The sequence below is a fragment of the Burkholderia sp. NLJ2 genome, from assembly GCF_049487195.1.
Classification (GTDB): domain Bacteria; phylum Pseudomonadota; class Gammaproteobacteria; order Burkholderiales; family Burkholderiaceae; genus Burkholderia; species Burkholderia pyrrocinia.
The window spans coordinates 1-22,581 of record NZ_CP137808.1 but is presented as its reverse complement, the minus strand read 5'-3'; the positions used below and the strand labels follow the sequence as shown (position 1 = coordinate 22,581).

Genomic DNA, 22,581 nt, shown 5'->3' with positions numbered 1-22,581 from the left:
TCTCAGAGCAGTATCGCGGCTTCCGCTGCAAGATCCGGATGGTGATGTTGCCATTCGATGCGGCTCATCTCTTCGTGAATGTCATCGCCCTGCTTCGAGAAGACGAATCATCTCTTCGATTCCACTGAGCTTGGCGACGTCCAGCGGCGCCTCTCCAAACTCGTTCCTTGTCTGCTTGGTTGCACCGTGTTGCAGAAGAAGCCTTGCCGATTCGAGTTGACCTATCATGATCGCTTGATGGAGTGGTGTGTTGCCCAGACCGCCGATGCTGTTCACATTGGCCCCTGCATCCAAGACGAAGTCATACGCCCAGATGTACCGTGCCGCCGTCACAGGCTGCGGCCGGGGACAGGGACGGCAAATCGTCACACGCCTGCTTGGTCGCTTGCGCGGAACTGACCTGCAGACCGGAAAGACGCCATACCCATTCGCTGGCTCGAGGCACAGCACAGTGCCGTATGCGTTGCCAGTGTCGGCCTGTAGGACTAGAACCGGAGTTAGATCAGGGCTGCTAAATTGCGCGCGATGCCGGGCGTCGCTTCGTGTCGCTCGCCCGTGGAGCGAGAATATGGGTGGCTTCAAAAATTGCTCACTGCTGGTAAGCTGCTCAGATCGTGTGCTGTAAATTTGAAACGGTCTCTTTATGGTCGATATTCTTACGCACGAGCAGCGGAGTGCCCACATGGGGCGAGTGCGGCAGACGGGAACTGATATCGAGCTGCGGTTACGACACGCACTCTGGGCGACAGGCCTTCGATATCGCGTCAAGGCGGCGAGTTCGCTGCCTGGTCGGCCAGATATTGTATTCGTCACCGCCAAGGTCGCTATTTTCGTAGACGGGTGCTTTTGGCATGGATGTCCCCTGCATGGCACGAAACCGGCTTCAAACGCGATCTTTTGGAGCGAGAAAATCAGGCGGAATCAGCAGCGAGATCAACAGGTCGATGACAAACTGTCTGCGGCCGGGTGGCGCGTTGTACGCGTGTGGGAGCATGAAGTGAAAAAGGACCTAGCGGGATGCGTAAGCCGGATACGCGTAGTGGTTCAAACCGCGGATAGATAGTGACGTTGATTGAGAAATTCTTCAACGTCGTTGAGTACAGAAACTAGCAAGGTATTTACGCGTTCATAATCGCGAATGAGTTCGCCTGCGGTCAGGTCCTTGCCGTAATCGCCAAAAGATTCTGCTCCGTGCGCGAGTCGGTTTCTGGCCACCATGATGTCATTTAGGCGCTCCTCTTTATAGGCATTGGTCATTTTAATTCCGAATTCGATCATTTTTTCGCGTATTTTTTTTGAATTTACGTTTCCGTTGAATACCCTTGCCTTGTCAAACGTGCAGCCGATGATGTCGGTCGTTATGGCGACGAGCCTATCAGTTAGTTTGTCCGCAGCCACATTTTTAACGTTCGCAAGTACGGCAACCTTGAGGCATGTGCTTAGTGAGTCGAATGCCACTTTTCTCATTTGCAACTCGTCAAATATGGCCTCTACCGCGTTGGTCATGGTTGACTCAACTAGGTTATAAAGCAAAAGCATCGCGGCAGCCTTCATCGTGGGCGGCAATCCCTTGGGGATGCCGTGGTCCTTCGATTCGGTGTCGTCAAGCCAGTCGAGATAGTCTTTGATTTCGGCACATCGTTTATCAAAATCGGCGCGAACGGAGTGCATTTTTATACGCGCAGAAGTTGATCTCGGACAAATTCGATGCGAGCCTTCACCTTGGGCCGCGAATTGCTCGCGTCAGAAACGGTATGTTTCGAAAATTCCTCTGAGGCTAACCAGTCTGAAATGTCTTGCTTCGATGCATTAATCTCAGGTTTTTTCAGCAGTGCGAGCGTTACGCCGACAGATATTGCTTCGAAACGAACTCGTGGAACGGACGAGTTGGTAGGGGATTTCCGAAAGCCAAAAGGAAAATTGTCGCGAACGAATTCAAGCATTACTACAAAGCGCGAGAACAACTTCTCCTTATCAAACTTGTGCTGATGGTCTTTCAGGTAGCTGTCGAGAAAGCTTCGCACGCTATGATTGAATTGTTCATATCGGTCGGCATACGCGAAATAACGAAGTACCATTTCTTCCGCTTCTTCCCTTCTTTGCTTGCGATACGAAATTGGGCACACTTCGTTAAACAGCGGAAGGGCAGCGCATTCCGCGATGAAATCGTAGAAAGGTCCTGTAAAGATACCCTTGCGCTTCTCCATCGCCCTGAGCTCGTCGCTGCCGGTATTGATGCGTTCAAATATGTCGCGCCTGACGGATTCTGTTGCTTTCTCCGATAATTCAATCACGCGGATAGGGCGCCGTTTGAACTTTCTCTGTCGTGAGAGTTCAATGTCTGAAAAGCGGAATCCGTTGAGCTTGGACAGCTTTTCTAAGCCATCGAGAATCAGTTCGTCGTTTAGGAAAGCCGCGAGAGTGCGAATGCGTTGCGAACCGTCGACGATTTCGACGCGACCTTCGTCCGAATCGATGTCTTTCGCGAGGGACGCTGTGAACACATAAGGTATCGGGAGACCCAACATCACCGATTCGATGAACTTGCTTTGACGGTCGGGGTTCCATACGAAGTCGCGTTGGTAGGCCGGAACGAAAAGTTCGTTGGCGTCCTCGGGCTCTCCTTCCAGATACTTCTGCACAATGAGTTCGACCGTGTATTCCTTCGTTTCATAGTCGACGTCAGTTTGCAGTTCACGAACCTGTACTTCAGCTGCCGTTTTGTCGTCTTCCGTGATAAACCGGAGTTGGTTTCGTGCTGTCGTTGCCATAGTAAATTATCTGAAATGTTCCGTATCTCGTACGGTGTTCCTCAACATCAATGTCAAGCCGGCAGCAGCGCCAGCTGCCTTTCTAACCGAGGTGGAATCTCGCCACCTAGAAGCTCGACATGACGCTCCACGGCATCTATGAAGGCATTGTCAAACTTGAGCTTGGCGCGGCGGGTTCGAGTCAGAAAACCAAGTGTTGCTTTGAGCGAAAGAGGATCACCATCATCCAGCAAAAAATCTGACAGCGAGGGGGGGCGGTGCCCTAACGGGTCGACGCCGATAGCTACCTGGTATCTGCGCCTTCCGTCAAAGCGCGCTGCCCGTGGTATCCGGCCTGCTGTTGGAAACTCGCGGTCTAGTTGCGTGTCATAGGCCCCGGGATTGGCTAGCCGTTGCCCCAGCCATTGGGCAACCGGGACGCTGACGGCACTCCCAACGAGACTCCAGCGAAACGACGGCCGGACAGCTGTCTCGGCGGGCTCCGTCCACCCCGGTTCAAATCCCTGCAGTCTTTCCGCGTCACGGATACTCGGTTTGACAATTTGTCCATCTGGCAGCAGCACTGCAGGTGGCGACGGAATGCCAATCGTCGAGCCATTTTTGAGCGTCGGAACGCTGTCGACGGCCCATCCGAGACCTGTCAGTCCCTCAGTCCAGTAAAATCCATGTGCAAGCCGACCCACGTCGGTCGTCGGACGAGCCAGTACATTCTCGTCGGCGAGAACAACCCCTGCCGGGTCGATTTCGCGTGAAGCCACCATAAAGACCCGTTCGCGCCGCTGCGGTAGGCCGAATGCAAAGGTATCTACAACACGGTATGCCCAGCGATAGCCACGGCGCTCGAACTCATCAGTGATAGCTCGCATGGCTGCGCCTCCGCTCAGCTGCAGCATGAACGGCACGTTTTCAATAACAACCGTAGGGACACGCCGTCGCGACAGCAGGCGGAATACTTCCGCAATGAGCCCCGACTTCTGGCCGTCAAGCCCCGCACCGCGGCCCGCTTGGCTCAAGTCCTGGCATGGGAAGCCAGCGCAGATTGCGTCAATGTCAGACGGCAGGGACCTTAGCGTCGTTATGTCGGCATGGTAAGGCACGTCGGCGAAATGGCGTTTTAACACTGCTTCGGCCGCGACATTGACGTCGCAGAGCAGCCCGGTATGGTGTCCGGCCCTCGCCAGGCCAAGCTCGAATCCACCGATTCCGGCAAAGAGTCCTGCAAATCTCATTTTTTCATCTGTCGCTGTTTCGGGGCGCGTGCGAAACCTCACGTTGGGACCGAGTCGCACATTTCTGACGCGTTCATCCAGGATCCGGGTTATCGGGCGCCACCCGAAAGGATACTCGAGTTTGCCAACGGCCTCGAGGACTTTTAGCGGGTAGTGTGGCCTTCACGTGCAGACGGTCGAAGCGCCGCGACTCCTGTGAGCCAGTGGAGGGGGCGCACGGCACCGGATGCGCTCCCGCCCGGTGGGTCCGAACGCGGGAGCGCACGGGTGGTCGCAGGGAGGTTTATAGCAGACCACTAGCGAAGGATGCAAAAGGCTATGCTTTTTCTGGATGGTGCTTGGCCTTGCGCTTGTCCTTGAGCTGCTACGTTTCGCCGGCAATCTGCACAACGAGCATGTGGAGCAGCAGCCGCTCCAACAGTGCGAAGCACCGAACCAATGGCGAGACAACTCAACGCATATTGCTCCAGCATTAGGGAGTACGTCCTCATCGACAAAGTGCCGCTCCTCGTCGTTAACGAGTCGGTGAGCAGCGTGAAGTCACCCGTGACTAGGACTAGACTTCAGGCAGTATTGGAATGACACTGGAAGCAGTGGAAAGTCGTCGATTGCCCATGGCTCGTAGCGTGTGAGAAGGCCGCCAGAGGCCACAAAATCCGTCTTCGACAGCTCAATATCGATCTCGGATACAACGTACAGGGCCACACGTGGATGCTGACTACGAGCATGTAGGACCTCGTTCCGAGTCAATATCACCGTCGCGCCGTCGCTGGTGGTGCCCTTCACTTCGACATGGAGGATCTCTTCACCTGATCTGCATAAAATGTCGAACGATTCCGTCGCAGAGACGTCCATGACGACCATCCACTTCTCGCGAAGATGGTCAACCGCAACTTGCATGGCGCGTTTTTCCACAGCCTTACGAGCGGCAGTATTCTGCTGATATAAGGGGGGAAAGTCTTCCAGCGAGGGGCGCGACGCTAAAGTCACTGCCTCGACGTCCATCGCTCCTGACGGCTTGATCAGTTGCTCCATCAGCCATATCGGGGGGCGTCGGCTCAGCCCGTCAATAATGAACCGAATCGTTACTCGTTTCGCCCTATTCCCTGGACCCGTGGCTCCTTCGCGCCGTGCAATTTCGGCAGCTCCACGGCGAAGCATACGCGCAGCTTGGATCGCGTCCATGTCTGGAGTCATCCTGACAGGGTACGGCGTCGTTCCCATTAGAAATCGACGGCTAGCTTCGTCAAGGCGACGAGTGTCGAAACTAGCAACAACAGCGTCGACTAGCGTTGCACAAAGCGACGCCAGTCTGGTGATGAGTAAGTCATGTGCCCTGAAGTAATCTTTGTTCCGTCCGCCGCCTTGCGACTCAAGAGTAATCGAGGCTGAATCGTTACCCTCCCACTGAAGCGACGCTCGCGCATCAAGCAAGAAACCGCGATCGTCTGCTATTTGCATAGTCTCGCTCAAGACTTCCTCCGTATCGATGCTAACGGGGCCGATCGAACCCGCCCTGGCGGGCAAGGCTAATGACGCTTTGCGGACGCCGGGAGGCGTGGAAGGTGTCGATTAGCCAGGTCCGTCCCCCGAATCCATCCCCACTCAACATTTCTTGCGCAATACTGCGGTCCCAAAATGGATGCACCAAGACGAAACGTTCCACATCCGTCGCCACGGAAACGACACTCGGAAGCCGTAGGTGTCCAGCCGTCGAGGTCCGGAAGCGGTCGGGACTCAGTTGCGATAGGTCGTCAGCAAGTCGTTCTGCATCGGGCATCCAGTCGCGCGTCTCCGGAGCTGCCGCCCAATCTCCGTCCAGCCCCACCCGCCAGTTTGGTTCAATCAAAGTACGCAGAACAGATAGACCCAAGCGCCAGTCAAGGAGACCGTGGTATGACCTATTTCCATATCGTTGAAGACATCGGTAGCACGCTGCCTTGCATTTCTCTCGGTGATCTCCTCCCAAGTAAGAGGCAGTCAACGGATCTCTTGAAGTATCTTCCGCCATGCTCCTGACCAATTGCATCACAAAGCGGCCATTGTCCTCGGCAAGTCTTCGGCAAAAGCCAGCCCCGTTGGAAAGATAGTCAGCTATCTGCAGGACGGGACGTCCTGCTTGGATTCGAGGCTCAAGAGGATCGAACTCCTCGGGATCGATGTCCATTGCCAACGCAGCCCGTTGGACGATAAGTTGCGTTGCGCTCAAAAGGCCAGCGCGGACGCCAGTGTCCGAGAGATGGCGACCCACGCGACCAAGATCAATTCCGTCTGGTAAGGACGCCGGAGTCAAAAACAGCGCATCGGTTGTCTTGCGAGACATGAGCATCACCGTCTCGGGATCCCCGCTTTCGTCGAAGCGCTGACGCGGAAATAGTTCAGAGTGTTTTTCCTGGAGGATGGCTTGACCCGGAAGCCTCCACCACATTCGAGGACCAACAGGTACTCTGTGGTATCCAACGCGGATTACTGTAAACGGCTTTGGAGCATCTGATCCACTTGATAGTCCTTCATTCAAACGCAAAACCTTCGCGCTATCGGAGCACCCGATTTCCGCATTGCTTCCGGGGCTTCGAATAACGTCAATATTATTCGCTTCGATGGTAACAACGCGACGGAATGCCAGCAGGCTTTCGTTTTCGTCGACGGGTTCAGGCTCAAATGTCGTCGTGAAGCCGCTCGGACTCACATGACGGTGATATTCCGCCGGCTCCATTGGCGAACCACATGCCACGCAAGCGCTAGCAGTTGCGGGAAGGGCCGAAAAACTAGCTACGGCGCCGCAAGCTTGGCACTTGCCGATCCAGCGCTCTTCATCCAGCCACCCTTCGAGTTCGAATGCCTTCATCTGCGGCAACCGCGGGGCGCGGAGGGCACCTGAAAAACCAACCGACTCGTAACGACGCTTGTCCCTAACTAGAGAGCGACCAGGCGCAAACTCAAATATCGCCACATCTTGTTCGCGGTCGACCGTGGAGAATTCCGCCTCAGGCGTACTGACGTTGCGAGCGCCGACATATAGCGGGCGGACCCTGGTAGGCATGCCGTACATCGGCATAAGTCCGTGTTCTGCAAGGAACTGCCCAAGCGGTCGCCACCCCGCACCCGAATTGTCGAGGGCCCATATTGCTTCGACGGTTGCCCGAGCAGTTAGCGACTCACGCAAGTACTGATTCAACATCGAGTCGTGGTCCGCCAATGCATGAATAGTTTGATCGCGCACAAATTCGGTATCAGAAAGCGCGCGCTGTATCCTCTCACGCCAACCGTTAGCGGGGTCAAAAATATCTCTCGCGAGCGGAAATTCACCGTGAGTATCACTTAATTCATCGCCCGGGTATCGTTCGCCATCCTCATCCCTAAGTTTCCCAAACGCCGAGACCAACCACGCTTTCCGTGCGATCCGCATCGTGATCGCGCGATGGTCCGCCGAAAGAAATGGCGGCGGCGGAGCATCCCCAGTGATCGACTCTGGACGATGAAAATAATGTAGATCGTGGCTTCTGCTGCGGCAGAGTGTTGCAACGAACGAGAACGCTTGAGCCCTTCGCCCAGCTCGTCCTACTCGCTGCTGATAGTTGAACCGCTGCGGAGGCATGTTCGCCTGATAGACGGCCTGGAGCGGCCCTATGTCGATGCCAACCTCCATCGTCGTGGTTACAGAGAGAAGGTCGATTTCGTTAGCCCGCCGCGAGAGCGGCGACCGATGCGTGCCATTGCCATCGACGAAGATTCCCTTGAACGCTTGCAAGCGCTCGGCCGGGGAATCCGTCTGGCCGGTCAGCTCCGCGCAGCTTAGACGGAACACCGCGCCTCGGTCATCCTCACCTCGGCTCATGCGTCGCGCGAGGAAATTGGAGTGGCGCAGCTCAGCGGCAGTTCCGGATGCAACGGATGATAACGGTTCGAAACACCTTGTACAAAAGCCGACGCCGCGATGAAGGTGTACACGCCCACAATTGCCACACCGATAATAGTGGTGCTTGTCGTCCACCAACCGAATATATAGGCCCTCAAGGCTCACTACTCCTCGGACATGACCAAATCTCGATAGATCATCAAGCAGGCGCAACAGGACTGCGTTCCGCTCCTCTCCTGAGGCACATGCTTCCGCTAGGCCTTTAACGCGCCTCGGCAGATCCTCCGGGCGTTGTACATATGCAGGGTCGCGCCACTTGTTGCCCTCGATTGAATAGCTGTCACCGAGGACGCGAAGAAACGCATCAAGGCGATTGGACTCCGCTGTTTGACTCGGCGTGAGAGATGGATAGCCGATCCCTGTCTCCTCTAGCGCAAAGTAGCTTTTTGAGAAGAGCAACTCGTAGGTAAGGGGCCTCTGCGCATCCGCGATCCTACGCCTCGCCTTCCCAGCCGCGCCGTTTTCATCGACTGAAAGCCACTCGGGCTGCCCATCGGGTGCGCAGACGTCGATCCACTCGTACCATGATCGACCCTCGTACTGGTCGAGTCCCGCAGGATCGGCCGGGTGTATCCCGAGCTCGACATGTCGTCTCATTAATGACCGGAGCTTACGGTCATGCGGGGCTATGGGTTCGAGGATCTCAGCCAGAGGTACACGTGAACCGTCACCAGTGGCCTCAGCGCGTTCCAACTCAGCATCGAGTCGCCGATATTCGTTGCGGTCATTCGCTGCCCACGCAGCATCAAGCTGACGTTTTAGCTCGGCAATGTCTGGTCCATTTTTGTGTTCGCTGGCAATTCTGCGAATTTCGGAGACCAACAACTGGCGGCGAGTGTCTTGGTGGTGGCGACGCTCGATGTCCAAGGCTGCGCGCGCGGCATCCTGTCTGCTATCCGAGAAAACTATCGATTTAGCCGCAGACCCACTAACGTGCAGAAGCGAGAAGACCTCCGTTGCGAGGAGCTGAGAGGCTTTGGCAAAGCCGGTGCGAAAGCTTCTTAGCGGGGAGAGGGCTCCCATCCCACGTCTGCGTGCGGTGTAATCAGTTCCACAAGCTGGGCACGCCCTAGGGAGCGCCGATCCAGGTGCTCGAGGATTTCCAGGCATTTGAAAAAGCCGACCTGGTACACGAAAATCTCCGTCACCAGAGGGAGTCAAAACGCTGTTCCTCGTATCGAGAACTCGCGGCACCCAAAGCTCGTCGGCTTCTCCTTGCTTCGCCTGGTTGCTGCACGGCCAAAACATGGCAAACTCGTTATGCGCCATATTTTCGTACAACGTATCAGACGTACGCTCCGGCAGTTCTTCCAGGTTTGGTGCTGTCGTTAGAAATTCTGAAAGTCCATGTACACCGTCGGGACTGCGTCGACCGCCGGCAAACAATTCACCGCACGCCTCGCAATAAACAAGTTCGAACAGCCGTCTATATTGCCCGTCAGATCCCTTTGCATGGGTCTCGCCGCGTTCGATCGTAGGCGCCTCGAAGCGCACGACGTCCTTCTCATGGCGGAGCGTGGCAAAGAGACCCTCCATACTCCGGAAGAACGTATGAACACGGACGCTGGGAAGACTTGAGGGAGGCCTTATAGAGTAGATGCCATCGTCACCGCCCATGCGGTCACCGAGACCGCGGACAATACACAACCCCTGGACAGCTCGAAGCGATCTATCGTCGTCGCAGGCGAACAGCCTCTGAGCTATCTCTGCCGCCGATGTCGCTCTTGGGCTGGTGGCGCTTTCCGGCGTGCATGCGGCAACGAGTGCTGCAGACACTTCAGTTACGACGTCCACAGCGAGCTGATCTATGGTGTCATCGGATTGTAATCCTAATGATCTGCCAACCTTACGGAGGCAGTCATCCAGCTCAGTGGTTCTCGTAAGCACGGGAACGAACGGATCTGGTCCAACTGAAAAGCGATCGACGATCTCAGCGAACGGTTCGATCTCGAATGGTGGTGCAGCAGTCCCTGGCTCCCTATCTGACTCACCCCTTACTACAGCCTCTAGCCAAGTCGCGCTATCGTCTCTTCCGGTGTCTTGCGCAGATGCCGAAGTACCGAACGACCCAAAGAACTGCTGCAAATATGTGGCTGTTCTATCGCCTTCATCACCTTCGGTCGGAAGAGAAGCACTGGACGCTAGGATTCGCAACTTGTGCCGCTGGTCTAGATGGTTCAGACCTAGCCGCGCAATCAACGAACGAAGCAAGCCAACAATCTCGGCTCCCGCGGAGCCTCGAATCAAGTGAAGCTCGTCAAGTACTAAGAAAAAGCAGGCATTGGGGTCTTGCTCCAGCCATTCACGCGTCAAGTCCCATATCGACGCCTCCACCTCCCGAACAAGCATCGTCGACAGCATGGACGTATTGGTAACGAGAATGTCTGGGGGAGAGAGTTGCATGTCCCAACGGGCGACGAGTTCCCCTCCGTCGAGAGACGGAAACATGAACCGCGTCTCCTCAGGCGTTTCAACCTTCCCGCCTTCTTGCTGGGCACGCAGAGCCCTTTCATGTTCCCGTTCATCATGAGCTCTGGCCGCATCCTGATCGGCCCATATTTTCGTCATACTGCTTGCGAGAGACGCAGTCCGCTGACGTAGCTTTCTCTGCTCTGCTGTCGTTTTTCCGCGACGAGGGTGAGCGAAGTGTCCCGTCACTGGAGATGTTCCGGTGTAGCGACCGAAGAAAATGCGATTGCCGTTGAACCGTTCATCCATCACCGCGTGCGCACTTGGCGAATCGAAAGTACGCCGCAGTCGAGCCATTTGGTCTTCGACGAGAGCGTTCATTGGATAAAGGATGAGCGCTCGCACTGCTTTCGGCCTATCGGGATGTTCGAAGTTGCGTCTCGGCACGAAGCCCTGGCCCTCCGAAAACCAACGACTCGGCTTCGCAGACTGAAGCGGTGTGGGCCAACCTATTGCTTGACGCGATAGCTCCGCCAACAATGGAAGCATGAACGATTCCGTCTTTCCCGATCCCGTACCGGAAGTCACGATGCCTGGCTTCCCGGGCTGTACTCCCCGCATCAACATCGTCCATTGATGCGTGTAAGGTTTGAATACGCTCTTGCGTCTCAGGTTGGAATTTTCACTTTCCTCGCCGGGAAACAGGCCCGAAAGCGCCAGTTCGACGAATGCTTGTCGCGCCGGCATCGAAAAATGACGTAAGGGGTTACTGTCGTCGGGAAGATCGACGAGCGCCTCTAGCACGTGCTCCGCGAGCCGATACCTCGGAACCGGCTCTAAAAATGCCTCAGTCGTCAGCGTGCCTGGTTGGCGAAGCAGTTGCCGGCGCCGCTTCGACAACTCTTCATTCCCAATCCTGAAGGCCGTGTCCAAATAGCTCAACCAGAATTCGCGAATACGGGTGAGTCCGCCAATGGGATCTAGCATTGTTGCCCTCAACGTTGGAAGTGCAGTGCCTTCAGTCGCGCGTGCCCAGCGGAGAGCGCGGGTGGTAGTGCCTCGGGATAGCCGTCAACGAGATACTGGCTCCAAGCTGATGCAAGATCTTCGCTCAGCTGTGCTAGCAACCGTCCCGCTACACTGCATAGACCAAGAGCGCGACGAACGGCCTCGGGATCACGCCCGCTTCGGGCAATTGTCCGAAATGCAGACTGAGGAGGCCGCTCCGAATGCCACGGGCCCACCAGTACCGTTGGCGATGTCGCTTGCCCATCGAAAACCAAATCTAAAAGCTGCATGTTCGAATCAACTTGTGGCTCAAGCGCAGCGAGATGACGACGGAGTGAGTCCGCCCCTGGATAGTTCTCGTTTTGTTGAGGGATATCGGCAAGCGTCGCGACAACGATAAGGTTGCGCGGGCGATTGTGCGAGCGTAGGACTGAAACCAAGGAAGCGAGCCAAAAATGAAAAGGTGCAGCGTCCAGATTGCTCAAGCAGAGAAGCACCGCCTTGTCGCTCTGCACTTCTGCTTGATGCCAGGCCTGAGCGAGCGCCGTGGGGCGTCCGCTGCCGGGAATCCGCCAAAGATCATCAAGTCCAATCGTGCTTGGATCGACGGGATGCGTTCTAATGCAGTTTCCGGAGACAACGCGGGAGTATGCGTGCAATGCAGCATTGGCGTACGGTCCGACAACAAGAACTAGTTCGCCGCTGCGGGCGAACAAATCTAGGATGTGGAGATCTTCCGCTTGTATACCACTCGCACCAGCCTCGTTGACTATACGATCGACAAGGTCATTCGTGGAGATCGGCAGCGCGTCATCCGATGATGACGGCCTCCACCACGGCGGTGTCGCCTCGGGTAGCAGCGACTCCGCGGGATGGTCATCTGCACAAAGTTGTTTTTCCAGCCTCGCTGCAAGCAGTTGCAGTGGGCTATCATCATTTTCACCGGTTGCATCGAACTCTCGCTGCGCCGTTGCGCGAAATTCGGTCACCGTCGTTTTCAGCAATTCGACTTGATTTGCCAACGCGTTGCGGCAACGCTCAGCTTCGGCAATCTCGTCTCGAATTGCACTTCGATTAAGCAACAAATGTTCGATCTTTCCGCGCAGTTCCTCAGAGTTTGTTCGGAGCTCATCCAGGACTGTGCGAGCTCCTTGCAGAGCTTGATCGGCATGTCGCTTTTCGTCTTTGATAGTCGAAACGCTCGCCATGAGCTCGTCACGTGACAACGTCAGCTGCTGTACTTCGTTCGCAAGTGTCGACAGTTCGTCGCGGCTGGATGAAAGGCGGAGTTCGACCTCGCCGCGAATTTCAACCTCCATCTTAGCGATCAGCGCTTCGCGACGGCGCTTGACAGCACCATCGAGCGCTAGCTTTCCCGGAGCCGATTCAAGAAGAAATTGTCCGATTTCTTCAACCGCCAATAGGGCTTGGCTTATGTCTCCCGATTCCGCCCGCATGCGGTCGAGGATCGGACCCAGATCCGATGCTGCCGAGTCGGTCAACCGGCCTTCAGAAAGCGCTCTATGCAGCTTAGTAATTGCTAGTTCCGGAGCTTGTTCCGCTATCCCAGAAAATGCCGAAACCGCAACTCGGTACCTTTCGAGTATCTTCAGAAGGAAAGTTTCGTCGCTTGACCAGTCAGCATGCCCAACGACCTCACCATTAGGCGAACCGCGCATTGGTAAGAAGAAGGTCTTGCCAACAGTACAACCTGTTTTCCACGTTGGATCTGCCGTTCGAAACTCAACAATCCCTTCTGCGGGTAATCGGCCTAAGAATAGATGACCGTGAGCGTCGAAGCGGAACGTACAGTATCTATCGTCGTCAAAGAGGACAACGGCCTGTCCTCCATGGTGCTCGGGAAGAGAAACACCAACCTCGAGAAGCTTGCGCTTCGCATCAGCCAGTGAGTACGAAGATAAATCGATGAGAGGAATTGCGCGTTCGGGGTTTACTGCCCGGATCAGGTGACGATCCATCCCACTCGGCTTACAGCCGAATGTCCAAAGACTACCCTTCGCGCTAGTCTGGCCTAAGTCACTCCGCTTGACCGTGACGCAGCCCTGGGTGGGGAACTGAGCCTCGCGACCTTCGATATCAGTCCACGCGCCTTTTCTCAATGCGGCGACCGGTTGCAACGTTGCAAACCAAGTGTTGGCGTTGCGAAGCCGCCCTAGCCAAATACCCTCGGTTGGTTGAATAGTTTCGTTCAATTCCATTATTAGCCCCGAAACCGCCCACCTAAACGACCTCCTCGATGGCGAGCGTGCCCGACAAGTGTTGAAGCGGATGGGGTATTCATTTCGTTATTGCCCCCCGCCGATTTTAAAAAATGCTGGCCAAGGTTCAAGGATACGAGTGCTACACCCTCGCCACAGGTCGGGTATGAATAAGTCCAGATGTGCCCAATGCGCATTGGACCTCCGTGCCGCAAAGTCATAATACCGAGCGACTTGGCAAGGTGCATCGGCAGGTACCCCTCTCGCGAAGATCTAATCATCACGTCTTCCTCGACGCTGAACATTGGTTGTCGGAACTGTCGGAACGCTTCGGCAAGTGCGACAGTCCGTGACAACGTGGTCAAAGTATTCGGCGTCCGGCCCGCGACCACGTATAAGTCGGCACGATCCCCCTCTGGGCGGCGCCACCATGTTAGGCGTACCGGTTTCTCATTCGTAGACTCCGAGGGATCCACGAACCGTCCGAGCATCCAATCCCATTCCCGATATAAGCGATGCCGTCCCGCGTCTGAGTCGAATGGGGGCCAGCAACCCGGTGCTACTACCGGCTGGGCAAATAGAGCTCTTTCTATGGGCCATCCAAGTTCCCGCGCAAGTTCCGCACCGCTTGCTCCATGCGCAACCACAATCGACGGCATCATTCCACCCGAGGCTCCGCGGACCGCAACTTCGCCTCCCAAAGTTGTTGCGGTTGATATGAATCGCTGACGCACGACGGCAGGAGCCGCACCGGCCAATACCAACGGCCCATCATCTTCGGGAGACAACTGCATGAGATGCGGCCTGACTAACCACAGTCGTGATGCTCGCCAGGCAATAGAGGTAGTCTTCCGCAACCATCCAGCCTCGATCAAAGCGCGCAAGACGTCCCATGGAGAGGGGCCCGGGAGAAGGGTCGAGATAGCTTCAATTAGCTCTCGCTCCCCCCAACCTCGACGACCACTTGCATATACCAGTTCTAGGAAGTCATCGAAGCCCTGATGTGGAGACTCATCACTCGCGCGACTCACCACGATTCCTTTTCCCCGATGCGCACCAAATTCTGTCCAACCAACGCTATCGTCAAACTCAGAATCGTCCTGCCACGCAAGCCCGGGGTGGCCGAGGTCGATATGCTCGGGGGCGTTAGCAACGAAGCGCACACGCTGCTCAATTGCTAGCGCGGTCCCACCCGGGACTTGTTCTTGGAGTCGCAAACGGTATCGGCCGTCGAGCGCCTCTTTTGCTCGAATAGCGCAGGCTCTACATCCGAGATCGTCCACACTCGGCTGCGCGCTATTTGCGCTATCCGGAAGCAGTGCAATTGAACCGTGACCTTGCCGCAAGACGCGCGGTAGTAAGCTGGGGCGACCCAGCCACCCCACTGACGTATGCACGCCCCCCTCTAGTCGAAGTGGAGGAGCAGCCCCGTAAGCACTCGTTCGGCGATGCAAGCCCAACATCGAATGCATGTACCCGGCGTCATCGTCACGAATTGGTCCGACCAAGAACCAACCAGGTGCAATTTGCACCTGGCTTCCGCGCAAGGCCGATTGCACATCGACTCGTTCGCTACGTATCAAAAAAAGCCACCTGTCGTGAGCCGAAATCGGCTCGTCGCAGGCAGCCCATACTCCATATCGGCTCTCTGCAAATGCGACAGCACCGTTTTCGAGTGACTCCCGCCAGCGCATGGCGGCCGGAATTTCGTTTCCCCATGTCCCCAACCGCTCAATCGCCTCGCCAAGCGGACAAGTGAAAGGCGCCGGAAGATCCAATGCGACAGTAAGCTCATCGCGATACGCGGTTACCGACAACTGGGTATCTTCGGGCACTGCTGAAAATTCCAGCTCAATACGAACGGAAGGTGCCTGCCGGTGCGGTTTGCCTTGAGATGTGGGCAAAGTCCTGCACACGGCGGCCCAAAACGGATGAAGGTATAGGAGCGACGCCTGTGATTGGTAGAGACTGTAGTATTCTCCCGCTGCGGCGATCATCGCTGGTGTAAAAGTCCGATGGTCGGTCACAATTGCGCACAGAAGGCGCGCTGCATCTTGAGGCCCCTTTAGCGCGACCACAATTCGCCTGTTGGATTCCAGATACCTGCGCAGGTGGAACACGTCCCTCCAGTTCGGAAAACTAATCGCGTAGGTCCAGCCGATGTGAATGCCGCCGGGCCTTCGGTCCGGAAGGCTGAATTCCCGAATCGGATGGCCAGCGTTGCGCTGCGCCAGGCACCAGTGAGCGAGAGCCGCCCATAGGCCCGTTAGTGCGCGACGGGAACCAATGTGTTTTTTTGTTCGGAAGATTCGCTGTAGATTGCGGCTGAACTCTTGAGAGTTCTCGTCCGCGTCGGCTAATGCGACAACCGTGCAGGTTAGGACGAGGTATCTGAAATACCCAGGAGCCCCCGGATCGGGCCAGCGTGCATGCCAACCCTCCGCAAGTACGCGGGCAATACTGTCATCACCGCCACAGCCTTCGTACAGAATGCGTATTGCTTCCTCGGTGCTTGAGGCATTGAATGCTTCTGCAAGCTCGACGTCACTGGCGTCAATGTACCGAAGAGGACCAGCGCCACCCGCACCATCTCGATAGAGGTAGTGCTGGACCAACCGCCGCTCGACTTCTAGTGGACTCCCTCGACAAACCTGCACGTTCGACATTTCCCCGTTTTTTTTTGCTCTGCCGGGCCAGTCGATAAAAGTTAAACACTTCTGCCCGACTCATCATTATCGAAAGGCGCCAATCCTTTAGTAGCCCGGAAGTAATCACCGTTCCGGCTGGTGAATTTCTCGTCTCTTAGCCCCGCTTTCATGCGTCCGGCCGATCTGCGTTTACATGATTTTAATGCTTTCGAGTTACATATCAATTCATTCCACGCGACTAGCAGTAGCTGCTGGGTAGATGCGGTCCTCGCCGGCGGGCTTGATGCAGAAGCGAAGGTACTCGTGCAGGATAGTATGCACCACCGCCCGGAAACCGTGGCCGGTGATCTCCGTCACCGTGTCGAAGTCAAATCATTGAAGCGTGGCCCTGATCACCGCATGACACATCGGTTTTCGGCGATTGTGGCCCGGACAGGGGTATGGTGCACCTCTCTTAGTGTGGAGCATAAATTCGTAGTCGAGGAGCCCTACACCCGACCAGTTTCCTTCTAACTTGCGCCGAAATTCCCCGGTTGTCAACAGAATCTACAAACCCGAAATAAAAACAAAACCCCGCGAGCCTTACGGGGCACGGGGTTTGCGGAACACTGCGAACTACTTGGAATATACGTTGGTGGCGCGAAGGAGGATAAACCTCCTGACCTCTACCTCGAAAATTTAAAATCCGAGACCACGACTTTGCACACGCAAGAATATCCGTCACGGAAAGTGGCGTGACATGTGCAGCGCATCTTTATTTGATTTTTATAAAATGCGCCTTCTGTTATCAATGTTTATAGCGAATTATTCACTTTTGGTGACATTCGACACTGCAGCACGAGTTAGACATCAATATTCCCCGCCCGCAACGCATTCGACTCAATAAACGCCCGCCGCGGCTCCACATCATCCCCCATCAGCGTAGTGAAGATCCCATCCGCAGCAATAGCGTCTTCGATCTGCACGCGCAGGAGTCGCCGCACCGTCGGATCCATCGTCGTTTCCCACAGCTGCCCGGGGTTCATCTCCCCCAGCCCCTTATACCGCTGCTTCGAAACGTTCCGCTCCGCATCCGCCAGCAGCCACTTCATGGCGCTCTTGAAGTCGCTCACAGCCATGCTGCGCTCACCACGCTTGATAACAGCACCTTCCCCGATAAGCCCCGTGAACGTATTCGCGGTGGCCACGAGCTGCTGATAATCCGCCGTGTGCTGGAATTCCTGATCGATGACTGAAACCCGCACATTCCCGTGATGGGTGCGTTCAACATGCAGCGACCGCTGTTCGCGAACCGGGTCATACGAAGGCACCACGCGCACTTCATTCTTCAGCGCTTCATCGTGCAACGCAGCGTGAAGAGCCTTCGCCGAAGCCTCCGTCGAAGCTTCATTGGAGAGATCAATAGCAACCCCATCCATGATCGCCTCAAGCGCGGCCGGATCATACAACCGGCTCAACCGCTCGATCACGCTCTTCGAAAGCAGATACGACCGCGCCAGCTCCCCAAGCGCATCGCCGGAAATCACGGCCGCATTCTCGCCCGGCACCAGCTCCGACCCTTGCAGCGCCAACCGCAGCATGTGCGCGTTGAGCTCCACATCGTCCTTCAGATACCGCTCGTCCTTGCCCGCCTTGATCTTGTAAAGCGGCGGCTGCGCGATATACACATACCCGCGCTCGATCATGTCCGGCATTTGCCGATAGAGGAACGTGAGCAGCAGCGTGCGGATGTGCGCACCGTCGACGTCCGCGTCGGTCATGATGATGATGCGGTGATAGCGCAGCTTGTCGAGGTTGTAGTCTTCCTTGCCGATGCCGCAGCCGAGCGCGGTCACGAGCGTGACGATCTGCTCCGACGACAGCAGCTTGTCGTAACGCGCCTTCTCGACGTTCAGCACCTTGCCGCGCAGCGGCAGGATTGCCTGGAACTTGCGGTCACGCCCTTGCTTGGCCGAGCCGCCTGCCGAGTCGCCCTCGACGATGTAGATTTCGCACTTCGCCGGGTCTTTCTCCTGGCAGTCCGCGAGCTTGCCCGGCAGGCCGACGCCGTCGAGCACGCCCTTGCGGCGCGTCATCTCGCGCGCCTTGCGCGCCGCATCGCGCGCACGCGCGGCTTCGACGATCTTCCCGCAAATGATCTTCGCGTCGAGCGGCGTTTCGAGCAGGAACTCTTCCAGCGCCTTCGCCACGACTTCTTCAACCGGCGCGCGCACTTCGGACGAAACCAGCTTGTCCTTCGTCTGCGAGCTGAACTTCGGCTCCGGCACCTTCACCGACAGCACGCACGACAACCCTTCGCGCATGTCGTCGCCGGTCGTTTCGACCTTGGCCTTCTTCGCGATTTCGTTATCGGTGATGTACTTGTTGATGACGCGCGTCATCGCGGCCCGCAGGCCGGTCAGGTGCGTGCCGCCGTCGCGCTGCGGAATGTTGTTGGTGAAGCACAGCACGTTCTCGTTGTAGCTGTCGTTCCACTGCATCGCGACTTCGACGCCCACGCCATCCTTCTCGCCGTTGGCGTGGAAAATCGTCGGGTGCAGGTTGGTCTTCGTCTTGTTGATGTACTCGACGAAGCCCTTCACACCGCCGGCGAACGCGAAATCGTCTTCCTTGCCCGAACGCAGGTCGGTCAGGCGAATCCGCACGCCGTTGTTCAGGAACGAGAGCTCGCGCATCCGCTTCGCGAGGATGTCGTAGTGATACTCGACCGTGCCGAAAATGGTCGGATCGGCCATGAAGTGCACTTCGGTGCCGCGGTTCTCGGTATCGCCGGTCACCAGCATCGGCGACACTTCCACGCCGTCCACCATCTCGAGCACGCGATCCTGCGCGACGCCGCGATGGAACTCCATGAAACGCTTCTTGCCGCCGCGGCGCACGGTGAGGCGCAGCCAGCTCGACAGCGCGTTCACGCACGACACGCCCACGCCGTGCAGGCCGCCGGACACCTTGTAGCTGTTCTGGTCGAACTTGCCGCCGGCGTGCAGCTCGGTCATCACGATCTCGGCGGCGCTGCGCTTCGGCTCGTGCTTGTCGTTCATCTTCACGTCGGTCGGAATCCCGCGGCCGTTGTCGGTCACGGAAATCGAGTTGTCGGCGTGAATCGTGACGTGGATGTCGTTGCAGTACCCGGCCAACGCTTCGTCGATCGAGTTGTCGAGCACCTCGAACACGAGGTGATGCAGACCGGTGCCGTCCGACGTGTCGCCGATGTACATCCCGGGGCGCTTGCGCACCGCTTCCAGACCTTCGAGGATCTGGATCGACGAGGCGCCGTAGCTGCTGTTATCGGGTTGCGAATTGTGCTGTTCACTCATGGATATCTTCCGGTTCTGCGAGGCCACTCTAGTGGCGGCGCGGTGCGTTTCAGCGAGAGAAAGCGCGGGGCCGCCCAGGTCGGGCCGCTCCAGTTTCCTGGCTCGTCCACGGTGCCGGTCAGGCACCGAAAGGACGGGTTGTCGGTTCGCCATAAAAACGCCAAAGGGGCTTGCCGCCCCCTGGTGTGTGTCTTGATGTCGCGCGCGTCAGATGCGCATCGGCATCACGACATACTTGAACTCTTCGTTCTCGGGCACGGTAATCAGCGCGCTCGAGCTGGCGTCGCCGAGGCTCACCTGCACGGTGTCGACCTTCAGGTTCGCGAGCACGTCGAGCAGATACGTGACGTTGAAGCCGATGTCGACGGTGTCGCCCTGGTAGGCGATTTCCAGTTCTTCCTGCGCCTCTTCCTGGTCGGCGTTGGTCGACATGATCTTCAGCTGGCCCGGCGCGATGATGCAGCGCACGCCCTTGAACTTGTCCGAGGTCAGGATCGCCGCGCGTTGCAGCGAGCGCTGCAGTTCTTCACGGCCGATCTCGAACGTGTTCTTGTGCGCCTTCGGGATTACGCGCTGGAAGTCGGGGAACTTGCCCTCGACGAGTTTCGACACGAGCTCGACCTGGCCGAACGTGAACTTGGCCTGGGTTTGCGCGATGTCGATGGTGACGGTGTCGTCGATGTCCTCGAGCAGGCGTTGCAGCTCGAGAATCGTCTTGCGCGGGACGATCACTTCCTGGCGGCCGAACGTGCCGCCTTCGAGCTTCATCGACGAGAAAGCGAGGCGGTGGCCGTCGGTGGCCACGGCCATCAGTTGGTCGCCGTCGACGACGAGCAGCATGCCGTTCAGGTAGTAGCGGATGTCCTGCTGCGCCATCGCGAAGTGCACCATGCCGAGCAGCTGGCGGAACGACTTCTGCGGGACGGTGAGGGTTGCGCCGAAATCCTTCGCCTGCGCGACGGTCGGGAACTCGTCGGCCGCCAGCGTCTGCAGTGCGAAGCGGCTCTTGCCCGATTGAACGGTGAGGCGCTTGTCGGCGAGCGACAGCGTGACCTGGCCGTCAGGCATCGCGCGCAGGATGTCGAGCAGCTTGCGGGCCGCGACGGTGGTGGCCACCTGGTCGCCGCCGACGCCGAAATCGGCGCGCGTGGTGATCTGCAGCTCCAGGTCGGTCGACAGGAATGAAACGTCCGGGCCGTTCTTGGTGATCAGCAGGTTGGCGAGGATCGGCAACGTATGGCGGCGTTCGACGATGCCGCTGACCGTTTGCAGCGGCCTGAGGAGGGTGTCTCGTTCGGTCTTGACCAGTTGCATAGAGTTCCTTCGTTGAGTAACGGCCTGCAGCGCAGCAGCCTCGCAGCGCCCCGCCAGCCGGGCTCTTGGCCCACCACCGCCGGGGCGGTCAAACCAGTATTGTGCCTCAAAACCGAACCGCCCCCCTTAATTTGGGGCGGATGCCGAATTATCAAGCGCGCCCGCGCGCTCAGCCCTTCAGCGTCTGTTCCAGCACGTGCAGCTCGTGGTTGAGCTGCGCGTCCTTGCTGCGCTCGTCGGCGATCTTGCGCACGGCGTGCAGCACGGTGGTGTGGTCGCGCCCGCCGAACAGCTCGCCGATTTCCGGCAGGCTCTTCTGCGTGAGTTCCTTCGCGAGGTACATCGCAATCTGCCGCGGCCGCGCGATGTTCGCCGGACGCTTCTTCGAATACATGTCGGCGACCTTGATGTTGTAGAAGTCGGCGACGGTCTTCTGGATGTTCTCGACCGAAATCTGCCGGTTCTGCACGGTCAGCAGGTCCTTCAGCGCTTCCTTGGTCAGCTCGATCGAGATCTCGCGGCCGTGGAACTTCGAATACGCGAGGATCTTGCGCAGCGCGCCTTCGAGTTCGCGCACGTTCGAGCGCAGGTGCTTCGCGACGAAGAACGCGACGTCTTCCGACAGGTTCACGCCTTCCGACTGCGCCTTGCGCATCAGGATCGCGACGCGCATTTCCAGCTCGGGCGGCTCGATCGCGACGGTGAGGCCCGAGTCGAAGCGCGAGATCAGGCGATCGTCGATCCCCGAGATCTCCTTCGGATAGGTGTCGCTGGTGATGATCACCTGCGCCTTGTTCGCAACCAGCGCCTCGAACGCGTAGAAGAATTCCTCTTGCGTGCGCGACTTGCCGGAGAAGAACTGGATATCGTCGATCAGCAGCAGGTCGAGCGAGTGGTAGTAGCGCTTGAAATCGTCGAACGCCTTGCGTTGGTACGCCTTCACTACGTCCGACACGTATTGTTCCGCGTGGATGTAGCGGATCCGCGCGCCGGCCTTGTCGAGCAGCAACTGGTTGCCGATCGCGTGGATCAGGTGGGTCTTGCCGAGGCCGACGCCGCCGTACAGGAACAGCGGGTTGTACGAAATGCCGGGGTTGTCCGCGACCTGGATCGCGGCGGCGCGCGCGAGCTGGTTCGCCTTACCGGTCACGAAGTTGTCGAACGTGAGCACGGGGTTCAGCTTCGAACGTTCGTACATCGAATCGGCTTCGCCGCCGTTCGCGGGTGCGGCGCCGGGGCCCGGACGCCACGTGCGGCGGCCGGCCGCCGCTTCGTGCGCGGGCAGGCTCGGCAGGTCGATGTCGGCGTCGTCGGCGTTCAGGTGGTGCGCGGCGGCCGCCGACGGCGTCATCGGCACGTCGGCCGGCGCGCTGGGCGCGGCGGCGGCATGCGCGGTCAGGTTGGCGGCGATCGCGGCCACCGTCGCGGCGGGGCCGCTCGGCGCCAGCGGCGCGCGCGGGGCGGCCGACGCCGCGCCTGCGGGGGCACTTCGCATGCCTGCCTTCGGATCGAGGACGAACTGGACTTCGATCGGCGCGTTCCAGAAATCCCGGGCCAGATCGGAGATCCGGCCCGAAAACTGGCTCTTGACCCAGTCCAGCTTGAAGCGGTTCGGCGCGGCGATGGACAGCGTGTTCGCCGACGCATCGAAGGCCACCGGGGCCAAGGGTTTGATCCACGTCACGTACTGCTGGGGCGTCAACTCGCGCTCCAGCAGTGCGGAACAGTGTTGCCAGAAATCGTTCAT

At 57.7% G+C, this 22,581-nt stretch carries 11 protein-coding genes; 1 reads left to right on the top strand and 10 read right to left on the bottom strand.

The features are described 5' to 3' along the window. Positions 1-81: 81 nt before the first annotated feature. The gene (locus R9B84_RS00055) at positions 82-294 is read right to left on the bottom strand and encodes an ankyrin repeat domain-containing protein (RefSeq protein ID WP_423758790.1); all 213 of its coding nucleotides are present in this window, start codon (positions 292-294) and stop codon (positions 82-84) included. A 349-nt stretch (positions 295-643) separates the two neighbouring features. Between R9B84_RS00055 and R9B84_RS00050 the strand changes: the two genes are divergently transcribed. Further along, positions 644-1,063 (top strand): very short patch repair endonuclease, encoded by a 420-nt coding sequence (locus R9B84_RS00050; protein ID WP_423758789.1) that lies wholly within the window; start codon positions 644-646, stop codon positions 1,061-1,063. On the opposite strand, the gene R9B84_RS00045 is transcribed toward R9B84_RS00050, so the two are convergent. The 9 genes from R9B84_RS00045 to dnaA all read right to left on the bottom strand — a co-directional run bounded on the left by R9B84_RS00045 (position 1,045) and on the right by dnaA (position 22,581). Continuing rightward, positions 1,045-1,671 (bottom strand): MAE_28990/MAE_18760 family HEPN-like nuclease, encoded by a 627-nt coding sequence (locus tag R9B84_RS00045; RefSeq protein ID WP_423758788.1) that lies wholly within the window; start codon positions 1,669-1,671, stop codon positions 1,045-1,047. The two genes, R9B84_RS00050 and R9B84_RS00045, sit on opposite strands and share 19 nt — an antisense overlap. A 2-nt stretch (positions 1,672-1,673) precedes the next feature. Then, complete coding sequence (locus R9B84_RS00040) at positions 1,674-2,771, bottom strand: DUF262 domain-containing protein (protein ID WP_423758787.1); 1,098 nt, start codon at positions 2,769-2,771, stop codon at positions 1,674-1,676. 53 nt (positions 2,772-2,824) lie between these two features. Then, entirely contained in the window at positions 2,825-4,000 is a 1,176-nt protein-coding gene (locus R9B84_RS00035) for a DNA cytosine methyltransferase (protein ID WP_423758786.1), read from the bottom strand. A 540-nt stretch (positions 4,001-4,540) separates the two neighbouring features. After that, on the bottom strand, positions 4,541-5,035 hold the full coding sequence (locus tag R9B84_RS00030; RefSeq protein ID WP_423758785.1) for a DUF3883 domain-containing protein: 495 nt from the start codon (positions 5,033-5,035) through the stop codon (positions 4,541-4,543). A 457-nt stretch (positions 5,036-5,492) separates the two neighbouring features. After that, positions 5,493-11,315, bottom strand: coding sequence for a DEAD/DEAH box helicase (locus tag R9B84_RS00025; RefSeq protein WP_423758784.1), 5,823 nt, complete (start codon positions 11,313-11,315; stop codon positions 5,493-5,495). 8 nt (positions 11,316-11,323) lie between these two features. Continuing rightward, positions 11,324-13,555, bottom strand: a complete 2,232-nt coding sequence (locus tag R9B84_RS00020) for a hypothetical protein (RefSeq protein WP_423758783.1) — start codon at positions 13,553-13,555, stop codon at positions 11,324-11,326. 3,490 nt (positions 13,556-17,045) lie between these two features. Beyond that, positions 17,046-19,520: a DNA topoisomerase (ATP-hydrolyzing) subunit B gene (gyrB, locus tag R9B84_RS00015; protein WP_423758782.1), complete on the bottom strand. Its 2,475-nt coding sequence runs from the start codon at positions 19,518-19,520 to the stop codon at positions 17,046-17,048. Positions 19,521-19,727: 207 nt separating this feature from the next. Continuing rightward, a complete protein-coding gene (dnaN, locus tag R9B84_RS00010) occupies positions 19,728-20,834 on the bottom strand; it encodes a DNA polymerase III subunit beta (protein ID WP_006750113.1) in 1,107 nt (368 codons plus the stop codon). A gap of 169 nt (positions 20,835-21,003) precedes the next feature. Beyond that, on the bottom strand, positions 21,004-22,581 hold the full coding sequence (gene dnaA / locus R9B84_RS00005; RefSeq protein ID WP_423758781.1) for a chromosomal replication initiator protein DnaA: 1,578 nt from the start codon (positions 22,579-22,581) through the stop codon (positions 21,004-21,006).

Excerpts from the sequence above, each read along its gene's own strand:
- R9B84_RS00050 (WP_423758789.1), top strand. The coding sequence starts at position 644 with ATGGTCGATATTCTTACGCACGAGCAGCGGAGTGCCCACATGGGGCGA.
- R9B84_RS00045 (WP_423758788.1), bottom strand. The coding sequence starts at position 1,671 with ATGCACTCCGTTCGCGCCGATTTTGATAAACGATGTGCCGAAATCAAA.
- R9B84_RS00040 (WP_423758787.1), bottom strand. The coding sequence starts at position 2,771 with ATGGCAACGACAGCACGAAACCAACTCCGGTTTATCACGGAAGACGAC.
- R9B84_RS00035 (WP_423758786.1), bottom strand. The coding sequence starts at position 4,000 with ATGAGATTTGCAGGACTCTTTGCCGGAATCGGTGGATTCGAGCTTGGC.
- R9B84_RS00030 (WP_423758785.1), bottom strand. The coding sequence starts at position 5,035 with ATGGAGCAACTGATCAAGCCGTCAGGAGCGATGGACGTCGAGGCAGTG.
- R9B84_RS00025 (WP_423758784.1), bottom strand. The coding sequence starts at position 11,315 with ATGCTAGATCCCATTGGCGGACTCACCCGTATTCGCGAATTCTGGTTG.
- R9B84_RS00020 (WP_423758783.1), bottom strand. The coding sequence starts at position 13,555 with ATGGAATTGAACGAAACTATTCAACCAACCGAGGGTATTTGGCTAGGG.
- gyrB (WP_423758782.1), bottom strand. The coding sequence starts at position 19,520 with ATGAGTGAACAGCACAATTCGCAACCCGATAACAGCAGCTACGGCGCC.
- dnaN (WP_006750113.1), bottom strand. The coding sequence starts at position 20,834 with ATGCAACTGGTCAAGACCGAACGAGACACCCTCCTCAGGCCGCTGCAA.
- dnaA (WP_423758781.1), bottom strand. The coding sequence starts at position 22,581 with ATGAACGATTTCTGGCAACACTGTTCCGCACTGCTGGAGCGCGAGTTG.